Origin of the sequence: Streptomyces sp. Ag109_O5-1, from assembly GCF_003814875.1 — a bacterium.
In the GTDB taxonomy this organism is placed as follows: domain Bacteria; phylum Actinomycetota; class Actinomycetes; order Streptomycetales; family Streptomycetaceae; genus Streptomyces; species Streptomyces sasae.
Window position 1 is genome coordinate 9,772,523 of record NZ_RKQF01000001.1, and the last position, 20,425, is coordinate 9,792,947.

Sequence of the window (20,425 nt, forward strand, 5' to 3'; positions counted from 1 at the left end):
CCGCGGAGGCCGCCCGGTGAGGCTCCACCGGCTCGACATCACCGCCTTCGGCCCCTTCGGCGGCACCCAGAGCGTCGACTTCGACGACCTCTCCGCCGCCGGGCTCTTCCTGCTGCACGGCCCGACCGGCGCCGGGAAGACCTCCGTCCTGGACGCCGTCTGCTACGCGCTCTACGGCACCGTCCCCGGCGCCCGCCAGAGCGGCCAGGGCCTCACCCTGCGCAGCGACCACGCCGACCCGGCCACCCGCACCGAGGTCCGCCTCGAACTCACCGTCGCCGGACGCCGGCTGGAGATCACCCGGCAGCCGCCCTGGGAGCGCCCCAAGAAACGCGGCTCCGGTACGACTCTGGACAAGGCCCAGACCTGGCTGCGCGAGTACGACGCCACGGCCGGCGCCTGGCAGGACCTCAGCCGCTCCCACCAGGAGATCGGCGAGGAGGTCACCCAACTGCTCGGCATGAGCCGCGAGCAGTTCTGCCAGGTCGTGCTGTTGCCCCAGGGCGACTTCGCCCGCTTCCTGCGCGCCGACGCCGGTGCGCGCGGTCAGCTGCTCGGCCGCCTCTTCGACACGCGGCGTTTCGCCGACGTCGAGAAGCGCCTCGCCGAGCGCCGGAAGGCGACCGAGGCCCGGGTCCGCGACGGCGACTCCGCGCTGCTGGCCGACGCGCACCGCATGCAGCAGGAGGCCGGCGACGCGATGGAGCTGCCGGAGCTGGAGCCGGGTGAGCCCGGTCTGGCCGAGGCCGTCCTCGCCGCCGCGGCCGTCGCCCGCAGCACCGTGCGCGAGCACCTCACCGTCGCCCACTGCCGCCTCACCGCCGCCGAGTCTGCCCAGTTCGCCGCCGACCGCGCGCTGACCGAAGTGCGCGAACTGGCCCGGTTGCAGGGCCGGTTCTTCGAGGCACGGCAGCGGGCGGTACGGCTGGAGGAGCGGGCCGGGGCGCACCATGAGGCGCAGGCGCGGATGGAGCGGGCACGGAAGGCGGAGGCGGTGGCGCCGGCGCTGGAGCTGCGGGAGGCCGCCGAGGCCGGGCACCGCAGGGCGGCCGCCGCCGAGGCACGGGCGCGTGCGCTGCTGCCGGAGACGTTCGCGGGAGCCGGTGCGGCCGGGCTCGCGACCGCCGCCCGCCGGGCCGCCGAGGAACTGGGCGGGCTGGAGTCCGCGCGCCGGGCCGAGCGACGGCTCACCGAGGTCGTCGAGGAACGTGGGCGGCTCGACCGGCAGGAGCGGGACGACGAGGACGTCCTGCGCGAGGCCGAGGGCTGGCTCGCCGACTGGGACGCCAGGCGTGCGGAGCTGCAGTCCCGTATCGACTCCGCTCAGCAGGCCGCGACCCGCGCCGAGCAACTCGCCGTGCAGCGCGACCCCGCGCGCCGGCGGCTGGAGGCGGCGCGGCTGCGGGACGAGCTGGGCCGTGACACCGACGAGGCCCAGCGTGCGGCCCTCGCCTCCGCACAGCGGGCCGCCGACGCCCGGACGCACTGGCTGGACCTCAAGGAACAGCGGCTGACCGGCATCGCCGCCGAGCTGGCCGCGCACCTCGTCGACGGTGAGCCCTGTGCGGTCTGTGGAGCCACCGAACACCCGGTACCTGCGCGGAAGTTCGCCGGTCATGTCGACGCCGACGCCGAGCGCCGAGCGGAGGCCGCCTACCAGCGCGCCGACGAGCAGCGTGCCGAGGGCGAGCGGCGCCTCGGCGTCGTACGAGAGGCGCTCGCCGCCGCCTCCGCTGAGGCGGGTGACACGCCCACCGCCCGACTGGCCTCGGAGACGAGCGAGTTGGAACAGGAGTACGCACGGGCCCGGCGTGCCGCCTCGGCCCTGCACCCGGCGCACGAGGAGCTGCGGCTGGCCGAGCAGGAGCGCGAACGGCGGCTGGCGGACCGGCAGCAGGCCGAGATCCGGGCCGCCTCACGGCTGACCCGGCGCGACACGCTCGACACCGAACAGACCGCCCTGGAAGAGGAGTTGGCGAAGGCCCGGGGGAGTGCCGGGAGCGTGGCCGCGCGGGCAGCGCAGCTGGAGCGGCAGGTGGCACAGCTCACCGACGCCGCCGACGCCGCACGCGTCGCCGAGGACACCGCCCAGCATCTGAAGGACGCCGACGCCCGGCTGGCCGACGCCGCCTACCGCGCGGGCTTCGACACCCCGCAGGCCGCGGCCGCCGCCCTCCTCGACGACACCGCCCACCGTGAACTCCAACGACGCCTGGACGAAAGGCAGTCCGAGGAGGCCGCGGTGCGCTCGGTGCTGGCGGAGGCCGACACCGCGGCCGCTGCCCAGCAGCCGCCCGCCGATCTCGACGCGGCGGAGCGCACCGCCACGGCTGCGGCCCAGCGCCTGCGCGACGCCGCCTCCGCCCGTGACCGGGCCGCCCGCTGCTGTGGCGAACTCGACCGGCTGTCCACCCGTGCGACTGCCGGAGTACGCCAACTCGCCCCGCTGCGCGAGGAGTACGACCGGGTGGCCCGGCTCGCCTTCCTCACCGCGGGCACCTCCGCCGAGAACGAGCGCAAGATGCGCCTGGAGTCGTACGTCCTGGCGGCCCGTCTGGAACAGGTCGCCGCCGCCGCGACCGTACGACTGCAGCGCATGTCGTCCGGCCGTTACACCCTCGTCCACTCCGACGACCGCACCGGACGCGGCCGCAGCGGCCTCGGGCTGCATGTCGTCGACGCCTGGACCGGACGCGAACGCGACACCGCCACCCTGTCCGGCGGCGAGACCTTCTTCGCCTCCCTCGCGCTCGCCCTCGGCCTCGCGGACGTCGTCACCGACGAGGCCGGCGGGGTCCGGCTCGACACCCTCTTCATCGACGAGGGCTTCGGCAGCCTCGACGACCAGACCCTGGACGAGGTCCTCGACGTCCTCGACTCGTTGCGCGAACGCGACCGCAGCGTCGGCATCGTCAGCCATGTCGCCGACCTGCGCCGCCGGATCCACGCCCAACTGGAGGTGGTGAAGGGCAGATCGGGCTCGGCGCTGCGGCAGCGCGGGGTCTGAGCGGGGCCCGGCGGAGCGCTCAGGTGCCGATGGCGCGGCGGGGGAGGGGCGAGGAGTAGACGACACTCGTCGTCACCGAGCCGAGTGTGCCGATCTTGCCGGAGATCTCCTCCAGATGGCGCATCGAGCGGGCGGTGACCTTGATGACGAAGCAGTCGTCGCCCGTGACATGGTGCGCCTCCAGGATCTCCGGGGTGGCGGCGACCAGGTCGTGGAACGGCTTGTAGTTGCCGTTCGGGTAGCGCAGGCGGACGAAGGCGAGGATCGGCAGGCCGAGCCGCTCCGGGTCGACCACCGCCGCGTACCCCTGGATCACGCCGGCCTCCTCCAGCCTGCGCACCCGCTCGGTCACCGCGCTCGGGGACATCGCGACGGCACGCGCCAGCTCGGCGAAGCTGGCCCGGCCCTCGCGCTGGAGGACGTCGAGGATGTGCCAGTCGGTGGCATCCGGGGAAAACGCGGTCATGAGGGATGAATAACAGGGAATCCCCGGCGGGACAAGGTCCAGGCCGGGGATCACACCTTCAGGGCGGCCGGTCACCGGCCGTAGATTTCCGGTCATGGAGATCCGCCGCACCGGCGGCCGAAGTGAAGGGCCCGATATGGTCGACATGAGTGCCACCACCGTCAACCCCGTGCTGCGGGTCGCCCCGGCCGCCCCCGCCGAGGCCGCCGCCCACTTCCGGGCGAGCCTCGCCTTCCACGCCGACGTCTCCGACGTGGCCGCCGCCCTCGCCGCCGGCGGCGACCCCGGCTTCGCCGTCCTCGACTCCCGCTCCACCGAGTCCTGGGGCCAGGGGCACATCCCCGGTGCCGTCCATCTGCCCACCGCGCTCATCCCGGAGCAGGCGGCCCAGCTCCTCGACAGGGACAGGCCCGTGGTCACGTACTGCTGGGGTCCCGGTTGCAACGGCGGCACCCGCGCCGCCCTCGCGCTCGCCGAACTCGGCTATCAGGTCAAGGAGATGCTCGGCGGATTCGAGTACTGGGTGCGCGAGGGCTTCGAGTTCGAGGCCTGGCAGGGCCGTGAGCGTCGGGCCGCGGACCCGCTGACCGCCCCCGTCGCGGGCGACTGCGGTTGCTGATTCCCGAAGGCGAAGCTGTGCCGTCGCTGTACGTGTAGGTTCACCCCATGACTCGTTATGCGGATCCGGGCGCGGTGGAGTGGGTGGAGTCGGGCGGCGGCCCGCTGGTGGCGGTTCCGGAGACGGTCCTGCCGTTCTGGGCCGGCGCCGACAGCGAGGAGCTGGCCACCGACTACGACCGCGCCTGCGAGGTCGACGGCTACGTCGGACTGCTCCCGGTCGGGGACAGCGCCGCCCTGGTCTTCGGCGACGAACCCGCCTCGACGTCCTTCCTGCCGGACCACGGCACGTTCGTACGCTGGTCCGCCGCCAACTCCGAGGACGAGCTCCTGGCCCAGGTCCCCGCCGCCCTGGACAGCGCCGTGTGGGAGAACGAGATCCGCTGGCGGGTACCGGGTCCCGTGGTCCTGTTCGACTCCGCCTGGCCGGGCGGCGAGGCGGAGGGCGGGGACCATCTGCGGGTCCCGCTGGAGCCCGGCACCTACGCGGTGCGCGCCGCCTACACCAGACCCGGCCCTGAAACCTGGCTGGGACTGGTGCAGTTGCGCAGGCTCACGTCCTGAATCGGCATCTCCGGATGTGCTGACAGACCGTCACTTCACGCCGTCGAGCGCGATGTTGAGATGGCGCGGGCCGCGCAGCACCGCGTTCTCGCGGTACGGGGGCGGGTCCTCGACCAGCCGCGGGTTGTCGAGTCGGCGTGCCAGCTGGGCCAGCGCGATCTGCGCCTCCAGGCGGGCCAGCGGGGCACCGAAGCAGCTGTGGATGCCGCTGCCGAAGCCGAGGTGCTGGATGTCCTGGCGGTCCGGGTCGAAGCGGTCGGGGTCGGTGAACCGGTGCGGGTCGCGGTTGCCCGCGCCCAGGACGAGCCAGATCCGCGACCCCTTCGGAATGGTCACCCCGTGCACCTCGATGTCGGTGATGCAGGTGCGCTGCGGCAGAAGCTGCACCGGCGGCTCGTAGCGCAGCAGTTCCTCCACGATCCGCACCGACAGCCCCGGGTCGTGGCGCAGCCGCTCCAGGACCTCCGGGTGCCGCAGCAGCGTGAGCATGCCGTTGGTGATGAGGTTGACGGTCGTCTCATGACCGGCGATGAGCAGCAGCACCGCCGTGCTGAGCACCTCCATGTTCGTCATCGAGCCGTCCGAGCCCCTGCTGTGCACCAGGTCCGAGAGCATGTCGTCACGGGGTTCCTTGGCCCGCTGCTCCACCAGCCCGTTCAGGTACATGCCGAGCTGCAGCCGGGCCTCCTGCGCGGTGCGCTGGGAGTCGGCGGCCGTACGCGTGTCGGGGTCAAGGCCCGCCACGATCGGGTCGACCCAGGCCCGGAAGCGCGGCTCGTCCTCGCGCGGCACACCGAGCAGCCGGCAGATCGCGGTGACCGGGAAGGGGTACGCGACCTGGTCGACCAGGTCGATCTCCCGCGCGTCCCCGAGACCGTCGATCAATCCGGTGACGATCTCCTCCAGTTGGGGCCGCATGTCGTCGATCCGGCGTGGCCGGTGCGGCGGCCCGAAGGAGCTGTTGGCGATCCTGCGCAGCCGGTCGTGCTCCGGCGGGTCGAGCCGGATGAAGCTCGGCGGCAGCCCCGTCGCCTCCGGTCCGGACAGCTCGTCGTCCGCGCCGAAGGCCACGTTGGACTCGTCGGAACTGATGCGCGGATCATGGAGCAGGGCCTCGATGTCGTGGTAGGCGCTGATGAGGTAGGGGCCGTCCTCCTCCTCGTGCAGCACCGGCGTCTTGCGGAGTTCCTCGTACAGCGGGTACGGGTTGGCGCGGTTGGCGAAGTCGGTGATCTGGCGCAACATCGAGGTCTGCGTCATGACAGGTCCTTGGCAAGCGTCGGGGCCGGGCGGAGGTCGGCGGCGGTCAGTGGCGGGAGGGGTGGAAGACCAGCTGCTGGTCGGTCGGCGAGTAGCCGCTGAGGGTGACCATGGGCCCGTGCGTCGGCAGCGCCGGATCCGGGAAGTCGGCGTCGACCGGCGCCCGACCCTCGGGACGGCGGTCCACCGTCGCGAACTCCACCGGGAACGGTGTGGCCTTCTCGATCTGCCGCTGGTAGAACTCCAGCCACCGCGTGTTGTCGAAGCTCACCGCGGCGATCGTCCGGCCCTGGAAGCCGTACACCCCGACGAACCGGCGCTCGGCCAGCGAACCCTGCGTGATCATGATCTGCTCGCCCATCGGCGGCACCCCGACCGACTTGATGTTCACCCCGAACTGCGAGGACCAGAACGCCGGAACCCACAGGTGCGGCCTGCGTTCGGCGCTCGGGCTGATCATGTTGTGCGCGGCGATCTCGGCCTGGGCGACCGCGTTTCCCCAGTGCTCCAGGGACAGGAACTGGTAGCCGAACAGCGCGTGCGGGGACCGGGCGACATCGCCGGCGACGAAGATGTCGTCGGTCACGATGCCCCGGAAGTCGAAGGCACGGCAGCCCGCGTCACAGGCGATGCCCCGCGGGCCCGCGCCCAGCCCGGACCCGGCCAGCCAGTCGGTGTTGCGGACCGCGCCGAGCCCCACGACCACCACGTCCGCCTCGACGATGCTCTCGTCGGACAGATGGACCGCCCGTACCCGGCCGGCCGGATCGCCCTCCAGTGCGGTGACCATGACCCCGGTGCGCAGGTCCACCCCGTTCTCGCGGTGCATCTCGGCGGCGACCGCGCCGATCACCCCGCCCAGGGCGCCCACCAGCGGCGCGCCCGCGCGTTCCGCCACGGTGATGGGGATGCCCTGTTCCCGGCAGGCCGAGGCGATCTCCGAACCGGTGAACCCGGCGCCGATCACGAACACCCGTCGCGGACCGGCCTTCATCCGGCGCAGCAGCCTGGCCCCGTCGTCCCGGGTGCGCAGCGTGAAGACCCCGTCCAGCCGGGCCTCGTCCTCCTTCGGCCAGGGCCGGGCGCGCACTCCGGTGGTGATCAGCAGCCGGTCGTACTCGACCTCGTCGCCGTCCGCCAGCCGCACCCGCTTGGCCTCCACGTCGAGACCGGTCGCCGCGACACCGAGGCGCCACTTCGCGTCGATCTCCAGGCGGTGCGGCAACTCGGTGTGGTTCGGGGCCGCCCTGCCGAGCAGCACCCCCTTCGACAGCGGCGGCCGGTCGTACGGTTCGTACGGCTCGTCGCCGATCATGGTGAGCTCCCCGGCGAAGCCCTCGGCCCGCAGCGTCTCGGCACCGCGCAGACCGGCCAGCGAGGCTCCCACGACCACGATCCGGCCCTCGCGCCTGAGCCATTCGAGATAGTCAGTGGGCGGCATCGGAGGCCCCTCCCGCCACCCCGTCCAGGCCGTCGGCCGTGATCGCCTGCACCGGGCAGGCGGCTACGGCGCGCGCCAGCCGCTCCCGCTGCTCCTCCTCGGCCCGTGGGCTGTAGACGAGCGACTCCTCGCCGTGCATGGCGAAGACGTCCGGAGCGAGGAACGCGCACTGCGCGTATCCCTGACATCTGTTCAGATCGACGACAAGGCGCATCATGGCTTCGCCCTTCCGGTGGCCAGGTCCCGTGCGTACCGCCGGTCCGGCACTTCGGTCGCGGACGGCGGGAACACCCCGGACGCCAGCATGGAAGCCGGCGCCCGCCACTGCGCGCCGAGAACTTCCGATCGGGTGAGCCCTCAGGCCACCGGGGCCGCGGCGGCGCGGCGGAAACTCACCACGACGATGTGCACGCTGAGCAGCAGCGACCAGGCCGGGAACACCAGCTCGGCCCAGGGCACGGAGGGCGACACGAACAGCAGCACCAGCGCGACGAGCAGGCCCAGCACCGTGAGCCAGCGGGGCATGATGCCCAGGCGGTGTCCGATGACCGACGTGGAGGAGGCGAAGACGGCGGCCATCCGCATCGCGTACCCGATCAACAGGGTGTACGCCAGGTGCTGACCGAAGTCCCAGGTGGGCCGGGAGGGCGAGGTACCCGCGGGATGCGCGGTGTCGAGCACGGCCGCGGCCGCCGCGGCGCCGCCGAACATCATGGCGGTGAAGATCAGGCCGCTGCCGAGGAACACGGTGGCGAGGAACCGGTCCTCGCCCTCACCGACATGGGCGCGCACCGCACCGGCGAACCACAGGAAGCAGATACCGGCGAACGGCACCAGCGCGAGGGCCGCACGGACGGCGCTGCGCCGGGTGGGATCCACTGCCTGGTCGGAGACCGCGTCGGCCCCCTGCGGGATGCCCAACCGGATCAGCACCATGGCGGCGGCGAGCAGCAGAGCGAAGACGATCCCGGCCACACCGGCGGCGCGTGGGGTCTGCAAGGGCTCCCGTGGGGGCGCGGGGGTCTGCATACGCGGCTCGCTTCCTGTGTCCGGTGCCCCCCGCCACCAGCAAGCCGCCACCACCCGACCACCGCCACCGGAACACCCCCGAACGGCAGAACGGCTGCGAGGGCGGCCGTAAATGTGTCGCCGACCGGGCGCGTCCGGCCTAGCATGATCCGCCATGCCGCCGTCCCCCGAAGAGCTCCGCCGTGACCCGCTGCCCCTGCGCGGTCGTACCGCTCTCGTCACCGGCGCGAGCCGGCGGGCCGGTATCGGTCATGCCGTCGCCCGGCGGCTCGCCGCGTACGGGGCGAGCGTCCACCTGCACCACCACGTCCCGCACGACTCCGCGATGCCCTGGGGCGCCGACCGGATCGAGGATGTCGTGGCGTCCGTGCGCGAGGCACTCGCCGATCCGGACGCGCGTGTTGTCGCCACCCCCGGTGACCTGGCCGAGCCGGCCGAGCCCGCCCGGCTCGTCGACACCGTCGTCGATGAGTTCGGCGGCCTCGACATCCTCGTCGCCAACCACGCCCTCAGCGGCTCCGACGGCACCCTCGACTCGATCGACGCGGCCATGCTGGACGCCCACTGGGCGGTGGACACCCGCTCGGTGCTGCTGCTCGTCCAGGCGTACGCCCGGCAGGCGAGGCCCGGCGGCCGCGTCGTGATGATGACCTCAGGCCAGGACCTCGGCGGCGGGATGCCCGACGAACTCGCCTACGCCCTCCAGAAGGGCGCCCTCGCCTCGATCACCCGGTCCCTCGCGACCACCCTCGCCGAGCAGGGGGTCACGGTGAACACCGTCAACCCCGGCCCCGTGGACACCGGTTACGCGACCGGCGAGGTCCACGCGGCCGTGGCCGCACGGTTCCCCGCCGGGCACTGGGGGCGGCCCGACGACCCGGCGCGGCTCATCGCGTGGCTGGCCACGGACGAGGCGCGCTGGGTCACCGGGCAGGTCGTCGACTCGGAAGGCGGCTTCCGGCGCTGACGTACCGTCGGACCGTCAGAGCTGCGACAGCTCGTCCACCAGGTCGTCCAGGCCGAGCGAACCCTGGGAGAGGGCCGCCATGTGCCAGGCCTTGAGGTCGAAGCCGTCGCCGTGCCGTTCGCGGGCCCTCTCCCGGCCCAGCCGCCAGGCGCGTTCGCCCAGCTTGTAGCCGATGGCCTGGCCGGGGATGGTCAGATAGCGGGTCAGCTCGCTCTCCACCAGGTCCGCCGAGCCGCTGCTGTGCCGGCCGAAGAACTCCTGCGCCAGCTCCACCGTCCACCGCTCACCCGGGTGGAAGGGGGAGTCGTCCGGGATCTCCAGCTCCAGGTGCATGCCGATGTCGATGACGACCCGGACGGCGCGCATCATCTGCAGGTCCAGATGACCGAGCCGCTGCTCGGGGTTGGTGAAATAGCCCAGTTCGTCCATCAGCCGCTCCGCGTACAGCGCCCAGCCCTCGGCGTTGGCGCTGACCTCGCCCACCGTGGCCTGGTAGCGGGACAGGTTCTGGGCCACGTGCGTCCACTGCGCGAGCTGGAGATGATGGCCGGGCACACCCTCGTGGTACCAGGTGGAGACCAGGTTGTACACCGGGAACCGGGTCCGCCCCAGCGTCGGCAGCCAGGTGCGGCCGGGGCGGGAGAAGTCCTCCGAGGGGGACGTGTAGTAGGGGGCCGCCGCACTGCCGGGCGGGGCGATGTGGCTCTCCACCCTCCGTACCCGTTCGGCGAGATCGAAGTGCGTGCCGTCCAGGTCCGCGATCGCCCGCTCCATCAGGCCCTGCAGCCACTCGCGGACCTCTTCGACGCCCTCGATGTGCCGGCCGTGTGTGTCGAGGTGCGCCAGCGCCACCCACGGGGTCTCGGCACCGGGCAGGATCTTCTCGGCCTCCGCGCGCATCTCGCCGAGGATGCGGTGGAACTCCGACCAGCCGTATGCGTACGCCTCGTTCAGGTCGAGGTCACTGCCGTTGAAGTACCGGGCCAGGCGGGCGTACCGCTCGCGGCCCACCGTGTTGGGGGCGCCCTCGACGGCCGGCGCGTACACGTCCCGCAGCCAGTTCCGCAGTTCCACCAGCGCGGCCGTCGCCGTCCGCGCCGATTCGGCCAGCTCCGGGCGCAGCTTCTCCGGTCCGGCCGCCGTGAACTCCTCGAACCAGCCGCGGCCCGTTCCGTCCACGTCGATCCACTCCGTGAGCTGACCGATGCACGTGGCCGTCGGGCGCGGGCCCGCGTGCAGCTTCCGCTCCAGGCCCAGCGCCAGCGACTCGCGGTAGCCGGCGAGCGAGGCCGGCACCGCCCGCAGCCGCTCGGCGATCGCCGCCCAGTCCTCGTCCGTCTGGGTCGGCGTCACGGTGAACGCCTCGCGCACCCAGTGCGGCGGCGTGTACATGTTGCCGACCGCGCGCAGGCCCTCCTCGGCCTCGTGCACGGCGAGTTGGGCGGTCAGCCGCTCGCGCAGCAGCCGTCCGCAGCGCCGTTCCTCGGCACGGTCCGCACCGGGCCGGCGCTCGGCCGCGTCCAGCTTGGCGAGCGTGGCACGCGCCAGCTCCGCCAGGGCCTCCTGACCCGCGGGTGAGAAGTCGGGGAGCCTGCTCGAACTCTCCTTGACGCCGAGGAACGTACCGATCACCGGATCGAGGGCGATGAGGTCGTCGACGTACGCGTCGGCGACCTGCCGGGGCAGCGGGTTCGTGGTGTCAGACATGCGGTCAATCCTCGTGCGACGCCGTGTTCGCGTCACCCGCACGAGCCCGGATTTTGCCGTGTGCGTGACCGGACCCGCCCGGCCGACCGGTACCGGGCGGGTCGTCAACTCCCAGGGAAAAGAATGACTCTGACGTGCGGTCAGAGCCGTGACAGTTCGTCCACCAGGTCGTCCAGGCCGAGCGAACCCTGGGAGAGGGCCGCCATGTGCCAGGCCTTGAGGTCGAAGGCGTCGCCCTGCCGCTCGCGGGCCTTCTCCCGGCCCAGCAGCCAGGCCCGTTCCCCCAGTTTGTAGCCGATGGCCTGCCCCGGCATGGACAGATAGCGGGTCAGTTCGCTCTCCACGAAGTCCGCAGGGCGGCTGCTGTGCGCGCCGAAGAACTCCTGCGCCAGGGCCGGCGTCCAGCGCTCCCCGGGGTGGAAGGGGGAGTCGTCCGGGATCGTCAGCTCCAGGTGCATACCGATGTCGATGATGACCCGGGCGGCCCGCATCATCTGCGCGTCCAGGTAGCCCAGGCGGCGCTCCGGGTCGGTGAGGAAGCCCAGTTCGTCCATCAGCCGCTCCGCGTACAGCGCCCAGCCCTCGGCGTTGGCGCTGACCATGCCCACGCTCGCCTGGTAGCGGGAGAGGTTCTCGGCGATGTGCTTCCACTGCGCCAGCTGGAGGTGATGGCCGGGCACGCCCTCGTGGTACCAGGTCGAGACCAGGTCGTACACCGGGAACCGGGTCTGGCCCATGGTCGGCAGCCAGGTGCAGCCCGGCCGGGAGAAATCGTCCGACGGGGGCGTGTAGTACGGCGCCGCCGCGCTGCCGGGCGGTGCGATCCGGGACTCGACCCGGCGCACTCGCTCGGCCAGGTCGAAGTGGATGCCGTCCAGCTTCTCGATGGCCTCGTCCATCACGGACTGCAGCCAGCGCTGCACCTCGTCGACGCCCTCGATGTGGGTGCCGTGCTCGTCCAGGTGCGCCAGCGCCACCCACGGGGTCTCGGCGCCCGGCAGGATCTTCTCGGCCTCGGTCTTCATCTCGCCGAGCAGCCGGTGGTACTCGGACCAGCCGTACGCGTACGCCTCGTCCAGATCCAGGTCGGTGCCGTTGAAGTAGCGGACCCAGCGGGCGTACCGCTCGCGGCCCACCACGTCCGGCGCGCCCTCGACCGCCGGCGCGTACATGTCCCGCATCCAGTCCCGCAGCGCCACGACCGCCTGCGTGGCCGCGCGCGCCGCCTCGTCCAGTTCGGCGCGCAGGGCCTCGGGTCCGGTCGCGGCGAACTGCTCGAACCAGCCCCGGCCGTCGCCCGTGTCGGACCACTCGCCGAGCTGTCCGACGAAGGTGACGGTGGCCCGCGGACCCGCGTACAGCTTGCGCTCCAGGCCGAGTTCGAGGGACTGCCGGTAGCCCTCCAGCGCGGCCGGAACCGCGCGCAGCCGCTCGGCGACCGCCGTCCACTCCTCCTCGGTGGCGGTGGGCGTCACGGTGAACACCTGGCGCACGGCGTGGGCGACCGAGCTCAGGTTGCTGACGGAACGCAGACTCTCGTCCGCCTCGTGCACGGCGAGGGAGGCGGTGAGCCGCTCACGCAGCAGGCGTGCGCAGCGACGCTCGATGTCACTGTCCGCACCGGGCTGCCGCTCGGCCTCGGCGAGCCTGGCGAGCGTGTCGCGCTGGAGCCGCGCGACCGCTTCGTCACCCGCAGGCGAGGTGTCGGGCAGCCGGCTCGAACTCTCTTTGACGCCGAGGAACGTACCGGTGATCGGATCGAGGGCGATGAGTTCGTCGACGAAGGTGTCGGCGACCTGACGGGGCAGCGGGCTGTTGGTCTGTGACATGCGGTCCATCCTCGTACGAGGGGCCGCCGCGCGTCACTGGGATTGAGCCGACGGCGTAGGCGGCAGCAGCGGTCCGCAGTCCCACTGCTGGAAGATCAACCGGGTCTCCACCCGGGCCACTTCCCGCCGGGACGTGAACTCGTCCAGGACCAGCCGCTGCAGGTCCGTCATGTCGGCCACGGCCACATGCACGAGGTAGTCGTCGGGACCGGTCAGATGGAACACCGTCCGCGACTCCGGCAGCGCCCGGATCCGCTCCACGAACGGCCCCACCAGCTCCCGCCGGTGCGGTCTGACCTGCACCGACAACAGCGACTCAAGACCGCGCCCGAGCTTGGCCGGATCGAGTTCCAGCCGGTGCCCGAGGATCACCCCGGACCGCCGCAGCCGGGCCACCCGGTCCAGACACGTCGACGGCGCCACACCCACCTGGGCGGCGAGATCGCGGTAGGTGGTCCGGGCGTCGTTCTGCAGCAGCCGCAGCAGATGGAGATCCACCGGATCCAGTACGACAGATTCGGCCATGCATCGAACGTAACACGGCATTCACGCCGAACACCCCGCTCAGTGTTCACCCTGCGCCCATGGACTCAGTCAGCATCCGTGACCACGTCTCCGACGCCCCGCGCGCCCTGGCCACCGAGGCCGTGCACGCCGGCCGCGACGATCTCGCCCGCCAGGGCCTGCACGCCCCGCCGATCGACCTGTCCACCACCTACCCGTCGTACGACAGCCGCGCCGAGGCCGCCCGTATCGACGCCTTCGCCACCGACGGCGCGGACCCGACGGGACCCCCGGTCTACGGACGGCTCGGCAACCCGACGGTCGCCCGCTTCGAGACCGCCCTGGCCCGCCTCGAAGGCACCGAGTCCGCCGTCGCCTTCGCCAGCGGCATGGCCGCCCTGTCCGCCGTCCTCCTCGCCCGTGCCTCGACGGGGCTGCGCCATGTCGTCGCCGTACGGCCCCTGTACGGCTGCAGCGACCACCTCCTCACCGCCGGTCTCCTCGGTACCGAGGTCACCTGGACCGACCCGGCCGGCATCACCGACGCGCTGCGCCCCGACACCGGCCTGGTGCTGGTCGAGTCCCCGGCCAACCCGACCCTGGCCGAACTCGACCTGCGCGCCGTCGCCCACGCCTGCGGAACGGTCCCGCTGCTCGCCGACAACACCTTCGCCACCCCCGTGCTCCAGCGCCCCGCCGAACACGGCGCCCGGCTGGTGCTGCACAGCGCCACCAAGTACCTCGGCGGCCACGGCGATGTGCTGGCCGGGGTGGTCGCCTGCGACGAGGAACTCGCCGGGCAGCTCAGGAAGATACGTTTCGCGACCGGCGGTGTCCTGCACCCGCTGGCCGGCTACCTGCTGCTGCGCGGCCTGGCCACGCTCCCGGTCAGGGTCCGCGCCGCCTCCGCCACCGCCGCCGAACTCGCCCGCCGCCTCACCGCCGACCCGCGCGTCGCCCGCGTCCGCTACCCGCGCCTGGGCGGCGCGATGATCGCCTTCGAGGTGTACGGCGACCCGCACGAGGTCGTCTCCCGGGTACGGCTGATCACCCCGGCCGTCAGCCTCGGCAGCGTCGACACCCTCATCCAGCACCCGGCGTCGATCAGCCACCGCATCGTCGACGCCCACGACCGCCGGGGTTCCGGGGTGAGCGACAGACTGCTGCGCCTGTCGGTGGGCCTGGAGGACACGGACGATCTGTGGGCCGACCTGGACCGGGCACTGGGGCCGCACTAGCGCCCCGTCAGGGGCGCTGGGGGTACCCCTGGCCGAAGGCTGGGGGAGGAACTGCGCGACCAGCCACGACACATCCGCAGCTGTCGCGCAGTCCTCAGCTCCTACGGCGCTTCGGTCCTCCCCGACTCACCCGCACCGGAAAGCCACCCCATGGCAGGCACGGCATCCCCCGGCTCCGCCGGAACCGCCGCAAGCCGCGCCGTGATGACCAGCGTCCCCTCCTCGATCTGATAGTCGAGGGGCAACCCCAGTCCCCGCATCGCCGCCACCATGCCCGTGTTGGACGCCTGCGTCACCGCGTACACGCTCTCGCAGCCCGCCTCGACGGCCATCCTCACCAGCCGGCCCAGCAGCTCCGCGCCGATGCCGCGCCGCTGCCACTCGTCCTCGACGAGCAGCGCGACCTCCGTCTCATCCCCGTCCCACAGCAGATGGCCGAGGCCGACGATCCGGCCCGACGCGGTCTGCACCGCCAGCGTCCGGCCGAAGCGCGGGCTGAGCAGGTGGTTCAGATAGCGGTCCGCGTCGGTGACCGGACCGTGGTAGCGCAGTCCCAGGGTCCGCGCCGAGCACCGCTCGTGCATCGCCTTCGCCGCCTCCAGGTCACCGGTGTCGGCCCGGCGCACGGTGATCGCGTTGCCCTCGGGCAGCGTGAGCACGTCCTGGCTGCGCGGGATGCGCGGCCCGAGCCGGGTGTCCAGCTCCACCAGCGCCCGCGCCCGCGCGAACTCGGTCGGGGTGAACGGCAGATACGGCCGCTCCACGGTGATCACTCCGCCTTCCGGTGCGCGCAGCCGCATCACGGTGTCCTCCAGTGCCCCTTCGACGGGGACCGCCTCGGGGCTCCGGGCCCCGCCGACCGGATGGGCGGGGAGCGAGCGGATCGTGCACCTCCCCAACAACTGCCGGAGGGCCAGCGGAAGTTCCGCCGCGTCCAAAGCGGTTCGGGTGGCGAGGCCCAGGACCCGGGTCGGCGCGTCCACCAGATCGTGCGCGTCGGCCCGCTCGATCCAGGTGTCCGTGCCCCCGGCCAGGGCCACCGCCCGGGTGATCTCGCCGGCCGTCAGCTCACCCGGGGCCCGCAGCAGGAACTCGTCCACCGTGCCGTCGCCCAGCGGATGCGTCTGCAGGCTCAGGATGTCCACCCGGTGCCCGGCGAGCGCGGTGCACAGGGCCGCCAGCGAACCGGGCTCGTCCCGCACGGTCGTCCGCAACCGCCACAGCGTGGCGGTCGTGCCTTCGGGTGCCGGGGCGTCCGCACCGGGCCCGGCCTGCCCCGTCCGTGCGACGGTCGGCCGGGCGCCGGTATCGGTATCCGTCACCGGAGGTGCATGACCTGGGCGCCTCGCCCACCAGACGTGGAACCCGGCCGTGGCGGCCAGCACCAGCGCCGAGATCACCAGCAGGGCCGGACCGTCGGGCCCGTGTCCGATCAGGTTGGCCACCGCGTCCGCCACCGCGACGGCAGTGAACAGGGCGGCGAGTTCGACGACGTCCCGTCGCCAGTGGTGCACGGGGCGTCCGTGCCGTGCGCGTGTCACATCAGACATGTCTCGATTCATGCATCCACTGTGAAGGAAGGGTGTTGCGTGATCACGAACGCTCTGTGACCGATGGGTAAAGCGTGCTTATGTTGTTTTTGCGCCATTTTTGATGTGGCTGGTGCCTGCGGATTGACCGATTCCGACGCCCGTCAGGCGGCCGCCTCCTCGGCCAGTGCGGCCAGCAGCCGCCGCGCCTGGACCACCAGCCGGGACGAGCCGCGCCGGGCCGCCGCCTGGGCGAGATGGGGCATATCGCCGCGGGCCCCCGACCGTTCGGCGCACTCGGCGGCGATCGAGAGCAGCTCCCCGAGCCCACGGACCGAACCCGAGCTACCGGTGCCCGCCGTCGCCAGGTCGGCGAGCAGTACGGGCAGGGTGTGCCGGAGCATCTCCCATATCGTGGTGTTCGCCCCGGTGGCCACCGCCGTCCGTGCCGACTCGGCCAGCCGCGACGGCTTCACCGCACCGCGCTGGACCAGCTGGCCCAGGTCGGCGCCCAGCCGCGCCGCGTCGAGCTGTCCGCGCGCGGCCAGCACCAGCAGCGCGTCCACCGCGGCCAGCCGGTCCTCCGGATGCCGGGCACCCAGGCCGTACGCCACGCACAGCTGCGTGGCCTCGCCCGCCACTCCGCCGGACTCGGCGAGCAGCGGGAGGGCGGCGGCCATGCCCCGCTGGTCGTCCAGGGCGGCCTCGGAGAGGTCGTGCACCAGCCGCACGGCGACCAGTTCGCGCGACTCCGGGAGCGTGGCCAGCCAGTGCTGATGGTCCTCCTGGCCCCAGTGGTAGCAGTACCGGACGGCGTCGGACACCGAGAACGGCCGGCCGAGTCGCCGGAACGCCTCGGGGAAGTCCGCCCGGAGGTCCAGGACCTCGCCGGACTCGATCAGGACGCGCGGACCCGATGTCCGACGGTCGGACGTGGGCAGGGCGGGTTCCCCGGCGGCCAGCCAGCGGGCCAGCCGCTCGCCTTCCGGCGTGCCGAGTTCGCTCGCGCGCCCGGCTGCGGCCAGGGCCGCGGTGCGGTCCTCGCGCCGGACCCGCAACAGTGCCTGTGCGAAGTCGACGTCACCCACCCGGGCGTCGAGACGACGGTAGGCCTCGAGCCGGTCGACGAGATCTCCCGGCTCCAGGAGTCCGGTGCTCCACGACGGCGTGGCCAGCAGCAGCGGCTGCGGATCCGTACGTATCCGGTAGGCGAGTTCACGGAACCGGACGTCGATGACCCGGGAGAACCCGTGGCGCGCGCAATCATGGTCGGCCGGACCGCGCTGCAGCGCGGCGAACAGGGCGGCCGTGCTCACCTCCCCGGACAGCGTGGCCAGGATCAGGTCGAGGCCGTTCGAGGTGTTGAGAAGGCCACGCCGGTTATGGTCGAAGTGCTCCTCGGCGTACCGTCGGCCGCTCGAGTCGGGCTGCCACCAGCGGGTGGCCGCCACCGGCTCGAGCGCCTCCCGCAGCGCGTCCTGGTCGCGGTGGGCGTGCCGGGCCAGACCGTCCAGCGCCCGCTCGAACGCGGCCACGTCCCCGTCGGACGCCAGCAGGGCCGAGACCTCCTCGGCGAGCTCCACGGCCGAGTCCGGCGCCGGTGCGAGCCGGAACGGCTCCGGAGCAGGTGGCAGCACCTCCTCGTACACCTCGGGAGCCGAGGCGGGTGCGATCCCCAGGGCAGCGGCGGCACGGACGCGCAGGGCGGGGCTCAACTGCTCGGCCGCGTCCGCGATGTCGGCCTGGGCCGCCGAGTCCTCGGTGAGCCGCTTCACATGCCGCTCCACCAGCTTCAGCGCCCGCTCCTGCACCTGGGTGTCCTCGTGCCCGAACGCCTGGGCCACGGCCGGCAGCAGCTGTGCCGTCGAGGCGGCCTCGCGGGTGAGCACCTTGCCGAGCAGCACCAGCTGGGCACGCACGAGCTTCTTCTCGGCGCGGAACAGCAGCCCCTCGGAGGCCTCCGCCAGTTGCCGCGCGGTGAGTTCGCCGTCGAGTGCGAGGGCGGCCAGCACCGACTGGGCGTGGGCGGCCACGGGGGAGACGGCGTCCCGGGCCAAGGCCGTCCAGTCGGCGACGCGCTCGAGCTCCTCGCCCCGGGTGAGGGCGAGCTGGACCAGCAGCGGCAGGAAGACCCGGTGGTCGGTCGGTCCGCCACCGCGCAGCAGACGGGCGACACAGCCGTCCACGATCACCTTGCGGTCCAGGGTGCCCGTGCGGGCGAGCTCGGCGAGGGCGCTCTGCCACGAACCGGGCCCGTCGCCGAACAGCCACCGGACCTCACCGAGGTCGGAGAGCTCGAACAGGCCGTTCACCAGCGGCGTCAGATCCGGTTCCGCGCGCAGCCGGTCGACGAGCGGGACGCGCCCCCAGCCGTGGCCGATGTGCCTGACCCAGCCGACCACATAGGCGTCCGTCACCGGCACCTCACACCCCGAGCGGCGCACCAGCCCCGCCATCAGCTCGAACGACACGTCCGCGGAGACCGGCCGCGCGGCCAGCCGCCGGGCCACGTCGGCCTGCCAGCCGGTGCCCCGGTCCGCCAGCGCCTTCAACAGCGTCTCCGCCGGTGCCTGCCGCCAGCGCATGTCGGCTCCGGCGATCCAGGTCGCGGCGGCCGCGGCCCCCGAGTGGCACATCGCCCCGGCCACCTGGAGCGCCGGATAGCTGCGCTGGGCGGGGGTCTCCCACGGAGCGGCCCGCAGCTCCTTGCGCAGGTCCTGCAACTCGGGCAGCAGCGCCCGCCGTTCGGCATCCGTCAACTTCTTCACCAGCAGGGCCGTCTCCCCGGCGCGTCCCGCCCGTACCGCCTCCAGCACCGCACTCATCGTGCACCCCCGCCGATCTCCGCCATGTCCTGTCCCGCGTCCTGCCCGGCGTCCTGTCCCGCCGAGGCGCCCCGCCTCGCCATCCGCACCGCCAGCGCGTGCTTGCACGGCCCGCGCCCGCCCCGGTACTTCGCCCACCACAGACAACTGCAGCTCAACACCCCCGCCGCGTTCCGTACCCGGTGCACATGACCGTCCTCGGCCGTCACCGTGCCCAGATCGCCGTCCAGGGCCACCGCGCCCGCGGCCACCAGCGTCCGGGCCGAACGCAGCCTGGGGTTGTGCCGCTCCACGCGCCCGGCGTCGTAGGGCAGTTCGCGGTGGAAGTAGGCGGCCTCCGCCGGGTCGTAGCCGACGCGTCCCGAGGTGCCGAGGCGGACCAGGGCCGCGCGGACCCGCTCCGGGGTGAGGCCCGCGGAGGCCGCCAGGTCGGCGACATCCACGCGCGGCTCCCAGGCCAGCAGCACCGCGATCAGCTCCGCGTCCTCGGCGGCCTCGTCGGTGGCGAGGGCGTCCAGCACGCCGCCCTCACCGGAGAACCCGCGGGCCGCGTCGGGCGACAGGGTCAGCGTGAGCCGCATGCCCGGCAGCACGACCTCCCAGGCGGCGGCCGTACCGGAGACGGCGAGGGCGCCCTGCGGGCCGTAGACCCGCAACGCCGTCGCATGGCGCAGCACCCGCTGCAGCGCGGCCAGCCGCTCAGGCCCTGGCAGGCACACCGCGCCCGGCACCGGACGGGTCGTCGGCCGCAGCCCCCGGCCCGCCGGCACCACCCAGCGCGGTCCCGCCGAGCCCCGGCGGGCCGTGCCGGCGCGCGGGAGCGAGCGCAGGAACCGCACCGCCTCGTCCGCCGGGAGCTCGGCCCGCAGATCGAACCCCGCCGCTATGACCTGGGCCTCCGCGAAGCCGCGCAGCCACCGGTCCGGGAGCGGGACCTTCTTCTCCACCACCGGGCCGTCCAGCGTGGTGACCGCCAGCTCCTCGGGCCCGACCCGCAGATGGAGCGGATCGTCCGTGCCGATCCGGGAAAGTGCCTCGCGCAGCGGGTTGTTGACGTCCACGTTCGTCGTGCCGTGGCCCACCTCGCCGCCGTCCAGACCCGGGCCGAGGACGTCCAGCCGGGCGTACACCCCGCCGCAGCCGGAGAAGGACTCGAAGCGCAGCCGGTCGCCGTTGCCCGTCACCACCGGGTCCAGCGAGGCGCGCAGCTGCGGCTGGTAGTACCGCGCGGCCGCCACGTCGGCCACCGCGAGCAGCCCGGCCGCGGCCACCTGAGGCGAGGTCAGAAAGCCCGCGAAGAACCGCGGATGGTCCTCGACCCCGGTGGGTGTCGCACCCTGGGAGGTCTCGAGCCCGAGGTGGCGTCCGTCGGAGGCGGAGCGCAGCACGGAGGGTTGGCGATAGGCCACGGCCTGTGAAGATCGCGTCATGGGAAAAACCG

16 protein-coding genes are annotated in these 20,425 nt (G+C 73.1%); 5 read left to right on the forward strand and 11 right to left on the reverse strand.

Annotated elements, in window-relative coordinates; all coding sequences use genetic code 11:
• Positions 1-16 precede the first annotated feature (16 nt).
• Positions 17-3,007 (forward strand): AAA family ATPase, encoded by a 2,991-nt coding sequence (locus EDD90_RS44550; RefSeq protein ID WP_123978747.1) that lies wholly within the window; start codon positions 17-19, stop codon positions 3,005-3,007.
• 19 nt (positions 3,008-3,026) lie between these two features.
• On the opposite strand, the gene EDD90_RS44555 is transcribed toward EDD90_RS44550, so the two are convergent.
• Positions 3,027-3,473 carry an Lrp/AsnC family transcriptional regulator gene (locus EDD90_RS44555; RefSeq protein WP_123978748.1) on the reverse strand — a complete coding sequence of 149 codons (447 nt, stop codon included), beginning with the start codon at positions 3,471-3,473 and terminating at the stop codon, positions 3,027-3,029.
• A 145-nt stretch (positions 3,474-3,618) separates the two neighbouring features.
• On the opposite strand from EDD90_RS44555, the gene EDD90_RS44560 reads away from it, so the two are divergent.
• Positions 3,619-4,092, forward strand: coding sequence for a rhodanese-like domain-containing protein (locus EDD90_RS44560; RefSeq protein WP_123978749.1), 474 nt, complete (start codon positions 3,619-3,621; stop codon positions 4,090-4,092).
• A gap of 47 nt (positions 4,093-4,139) precedes the next feature.
• Entirely contained in the window at positions 4,140-4,655 is a 516-nt protein-coding gene (locus EDD90_RS44565; protein ID WP_123978750.1) for an immunity 21 family protein, read from the forward strand.
• Positions 4,656-4,685: 30 nt separating this feature from the next.
• Here the strand turns inward: EDD90_RS44565 and EDD90_RS44570 are convergent, their stop codons facing one another.
• The 4 genes from EDD90_RS44570 to EDD90_RS44585 all read right to left on the reverse strand — a co-directional run bounded on the left by EDD90_RS44570 (position 4,686) and on the right by EDD90_RS44585 (position 8,385).
• On the reverse strand, positions 4,686-5,915 hold the full coding sequence (locus EDD90_RS44570) for a cytochrome P450 (RefSeq protein ID WP_123978751.1): 1,230 nt from the start codon (positions 5,913-5,915) through the stop codon (positions 4,686-4,688).
• A 46-nt stretch (positions 5,916-5,961) separates the two neighbouring features.
• Positions 5,962-7,356 carry an NAD(P)/FAD-dependent oxidoreductase gene (locus tag EDD90_RS44575; protein ID WP_123978752.1) on the reverse strand — a complete coding sequence of 465 codons (1,395 nt, stop codon included), beginning with the start codon at positions 7,354-7,356 and terminating at the stop codon, positions 5,962-5,964.
• Positions 7,343-7,570 (reverse strand): ferredoxin, encoded by a 228-nt coding sequence (locus EDD90_RS44580; protein ID WP_123982284.1) that lies wholly within the window; start codon positions 7,568-7,570, stop codon positions 7,343-7,345. Before EDD90_RS44580 ends, EDD90_RS44575 begins: the two co-directional genes overlap by 14 nt.
• Before the next feature lie 143 nt (positions 7,571-7,713).
• The gene (locus EDD90_RS44585) at positions 7,714-8,385 is read right to left on the reverse strand and encodes a hypothetical protein (RefSeq protein ID WP_123978753.1); all 672 of its coding nucleotides are present in this window, start codon (positions 8,383-8,385) and stop codon (positions 7,714-7,716) included.
• Positions 8,386-8,539: 154 nt separating this feature from the next.
• On the opposite strand from EDD90_RS44585, the gene EDD90_RS44590 reads away from it, so the two are divergent.
• A complete protein-coding gene (locus EDD90_RS44590) occupies positions 8,540-9,352 on the forward strand; it encodes an SDR family oxidoreductase (RefSeq protein WP_123978754.1) in 813 nt (270 codons plus the stop codon).
• Between the two features lie 15 nt (positions 9,353-9,367).
• Here EDD90_RS44590 and EDD90_RS44595 read toward each other — a convergent pair whose 3' ends face one another.
• From EDD90_RS44595 to EDD90_RS44605, 3 genes are all read right to left on the reverse strand, one after another.
• Positions 9,368-11,059 (reverse strand): DUF885 domain-containing protein, encoded by a 1,692-nt coding sequence (locus EDD90_RS44595; protein ID WP_123978755.1) that lies wholly within the window; start codon positions 11,057-11,059, stop codon positions 9,368-9,370.
• 140 nt (positions 11,060-11,199) lie between these two features.
• A complete protein-coding gene (locus tag EDD90_RS44600; RefSeq protein WP_123978756.1) occupies positions 11,200-12,888 on the reverse strand; it encodes a DUF885 domain-containing protein in 1,689 nt (562 codons plus the stop codon).
• 33 nt (positions 12,889-12,921) lie between these two features.
• Positions 12,922-13,413 carry an Lrp/AsnC family transcriptional regulator gene (locus EDD90_RS44605; protein ID WP_123978757.1) on the reverse strand — a complete coding sequence of 164 codons (492 nt, stop codon included), beginning with the start codon at positions 13,411-13,413 and terminating at the stop codon, positions 12,922-12,924.
• A gap of 59 nt (positions 13,414-13,472) precedes the next feature.
• Between EDD90_RS44605 and EDD90_RS44610 the strand changes: the two genes are divergently transcribed.
• Positions 13,473-14,630, forward strand: a complete 1,158-nt coding sequence (locus tag EDD90_RS44610; protein WP_123978758.1) for a PLP-dependent aspartate aminotransferase family protein — start codon at positions 13,473-13,475, stop codon at positions 14,628-14,630.
• A 101-nt stretch (positions 14,631-14,731) separates the two neighbouring features.
• On the opposite strand, the gene EDD90_RS44615 is transcribed toward EDD90_RS44610, so the two are convergent.
• From EDD90_RS44615 to EDD90_RS44625, 3 genes are all read right to left on the reverse strand, one after another.
• Complete coding sequence (locus EDD90_RS44615) at positions 14,732-16,180, reverse strand: GNAT family N-acetyltransferase (RefSeq protein ID WP_185149444.1); 1,449 nt, start codon at positions 16,178-16,180, stop codon at positions 14,732-14,734.
• 143 nt (positions 16,181-16,323) lie between these two features.
• The gene (locus tag EDD90_RS44620) at positions 16,324-18,984 is read right to left on the reverse strand and encodes a DUF6493 family protein (protein WP_123978759.1); all 2,661 of its coding nucleotides are present in this window, start codon (positions 18,982-18,984) and stop codon (positions 16,324-16,326) included.
• Entirely contained in the window at positions 18,981-20,414 is a 1,434-nt protein-coding gene (locus tag EDD90_RS44625) for an SWIM zinc finger domain-containing protein (protein WP_123978760.1), read from the reverse strand. Before EDD90_RS44625 ends, EDD90_RS44620 begins: the two co-directional genes overlap by 4 nt.
• Between the last annotated feature and the right edge of the window lie 11 nt (positions 20,415-20,425).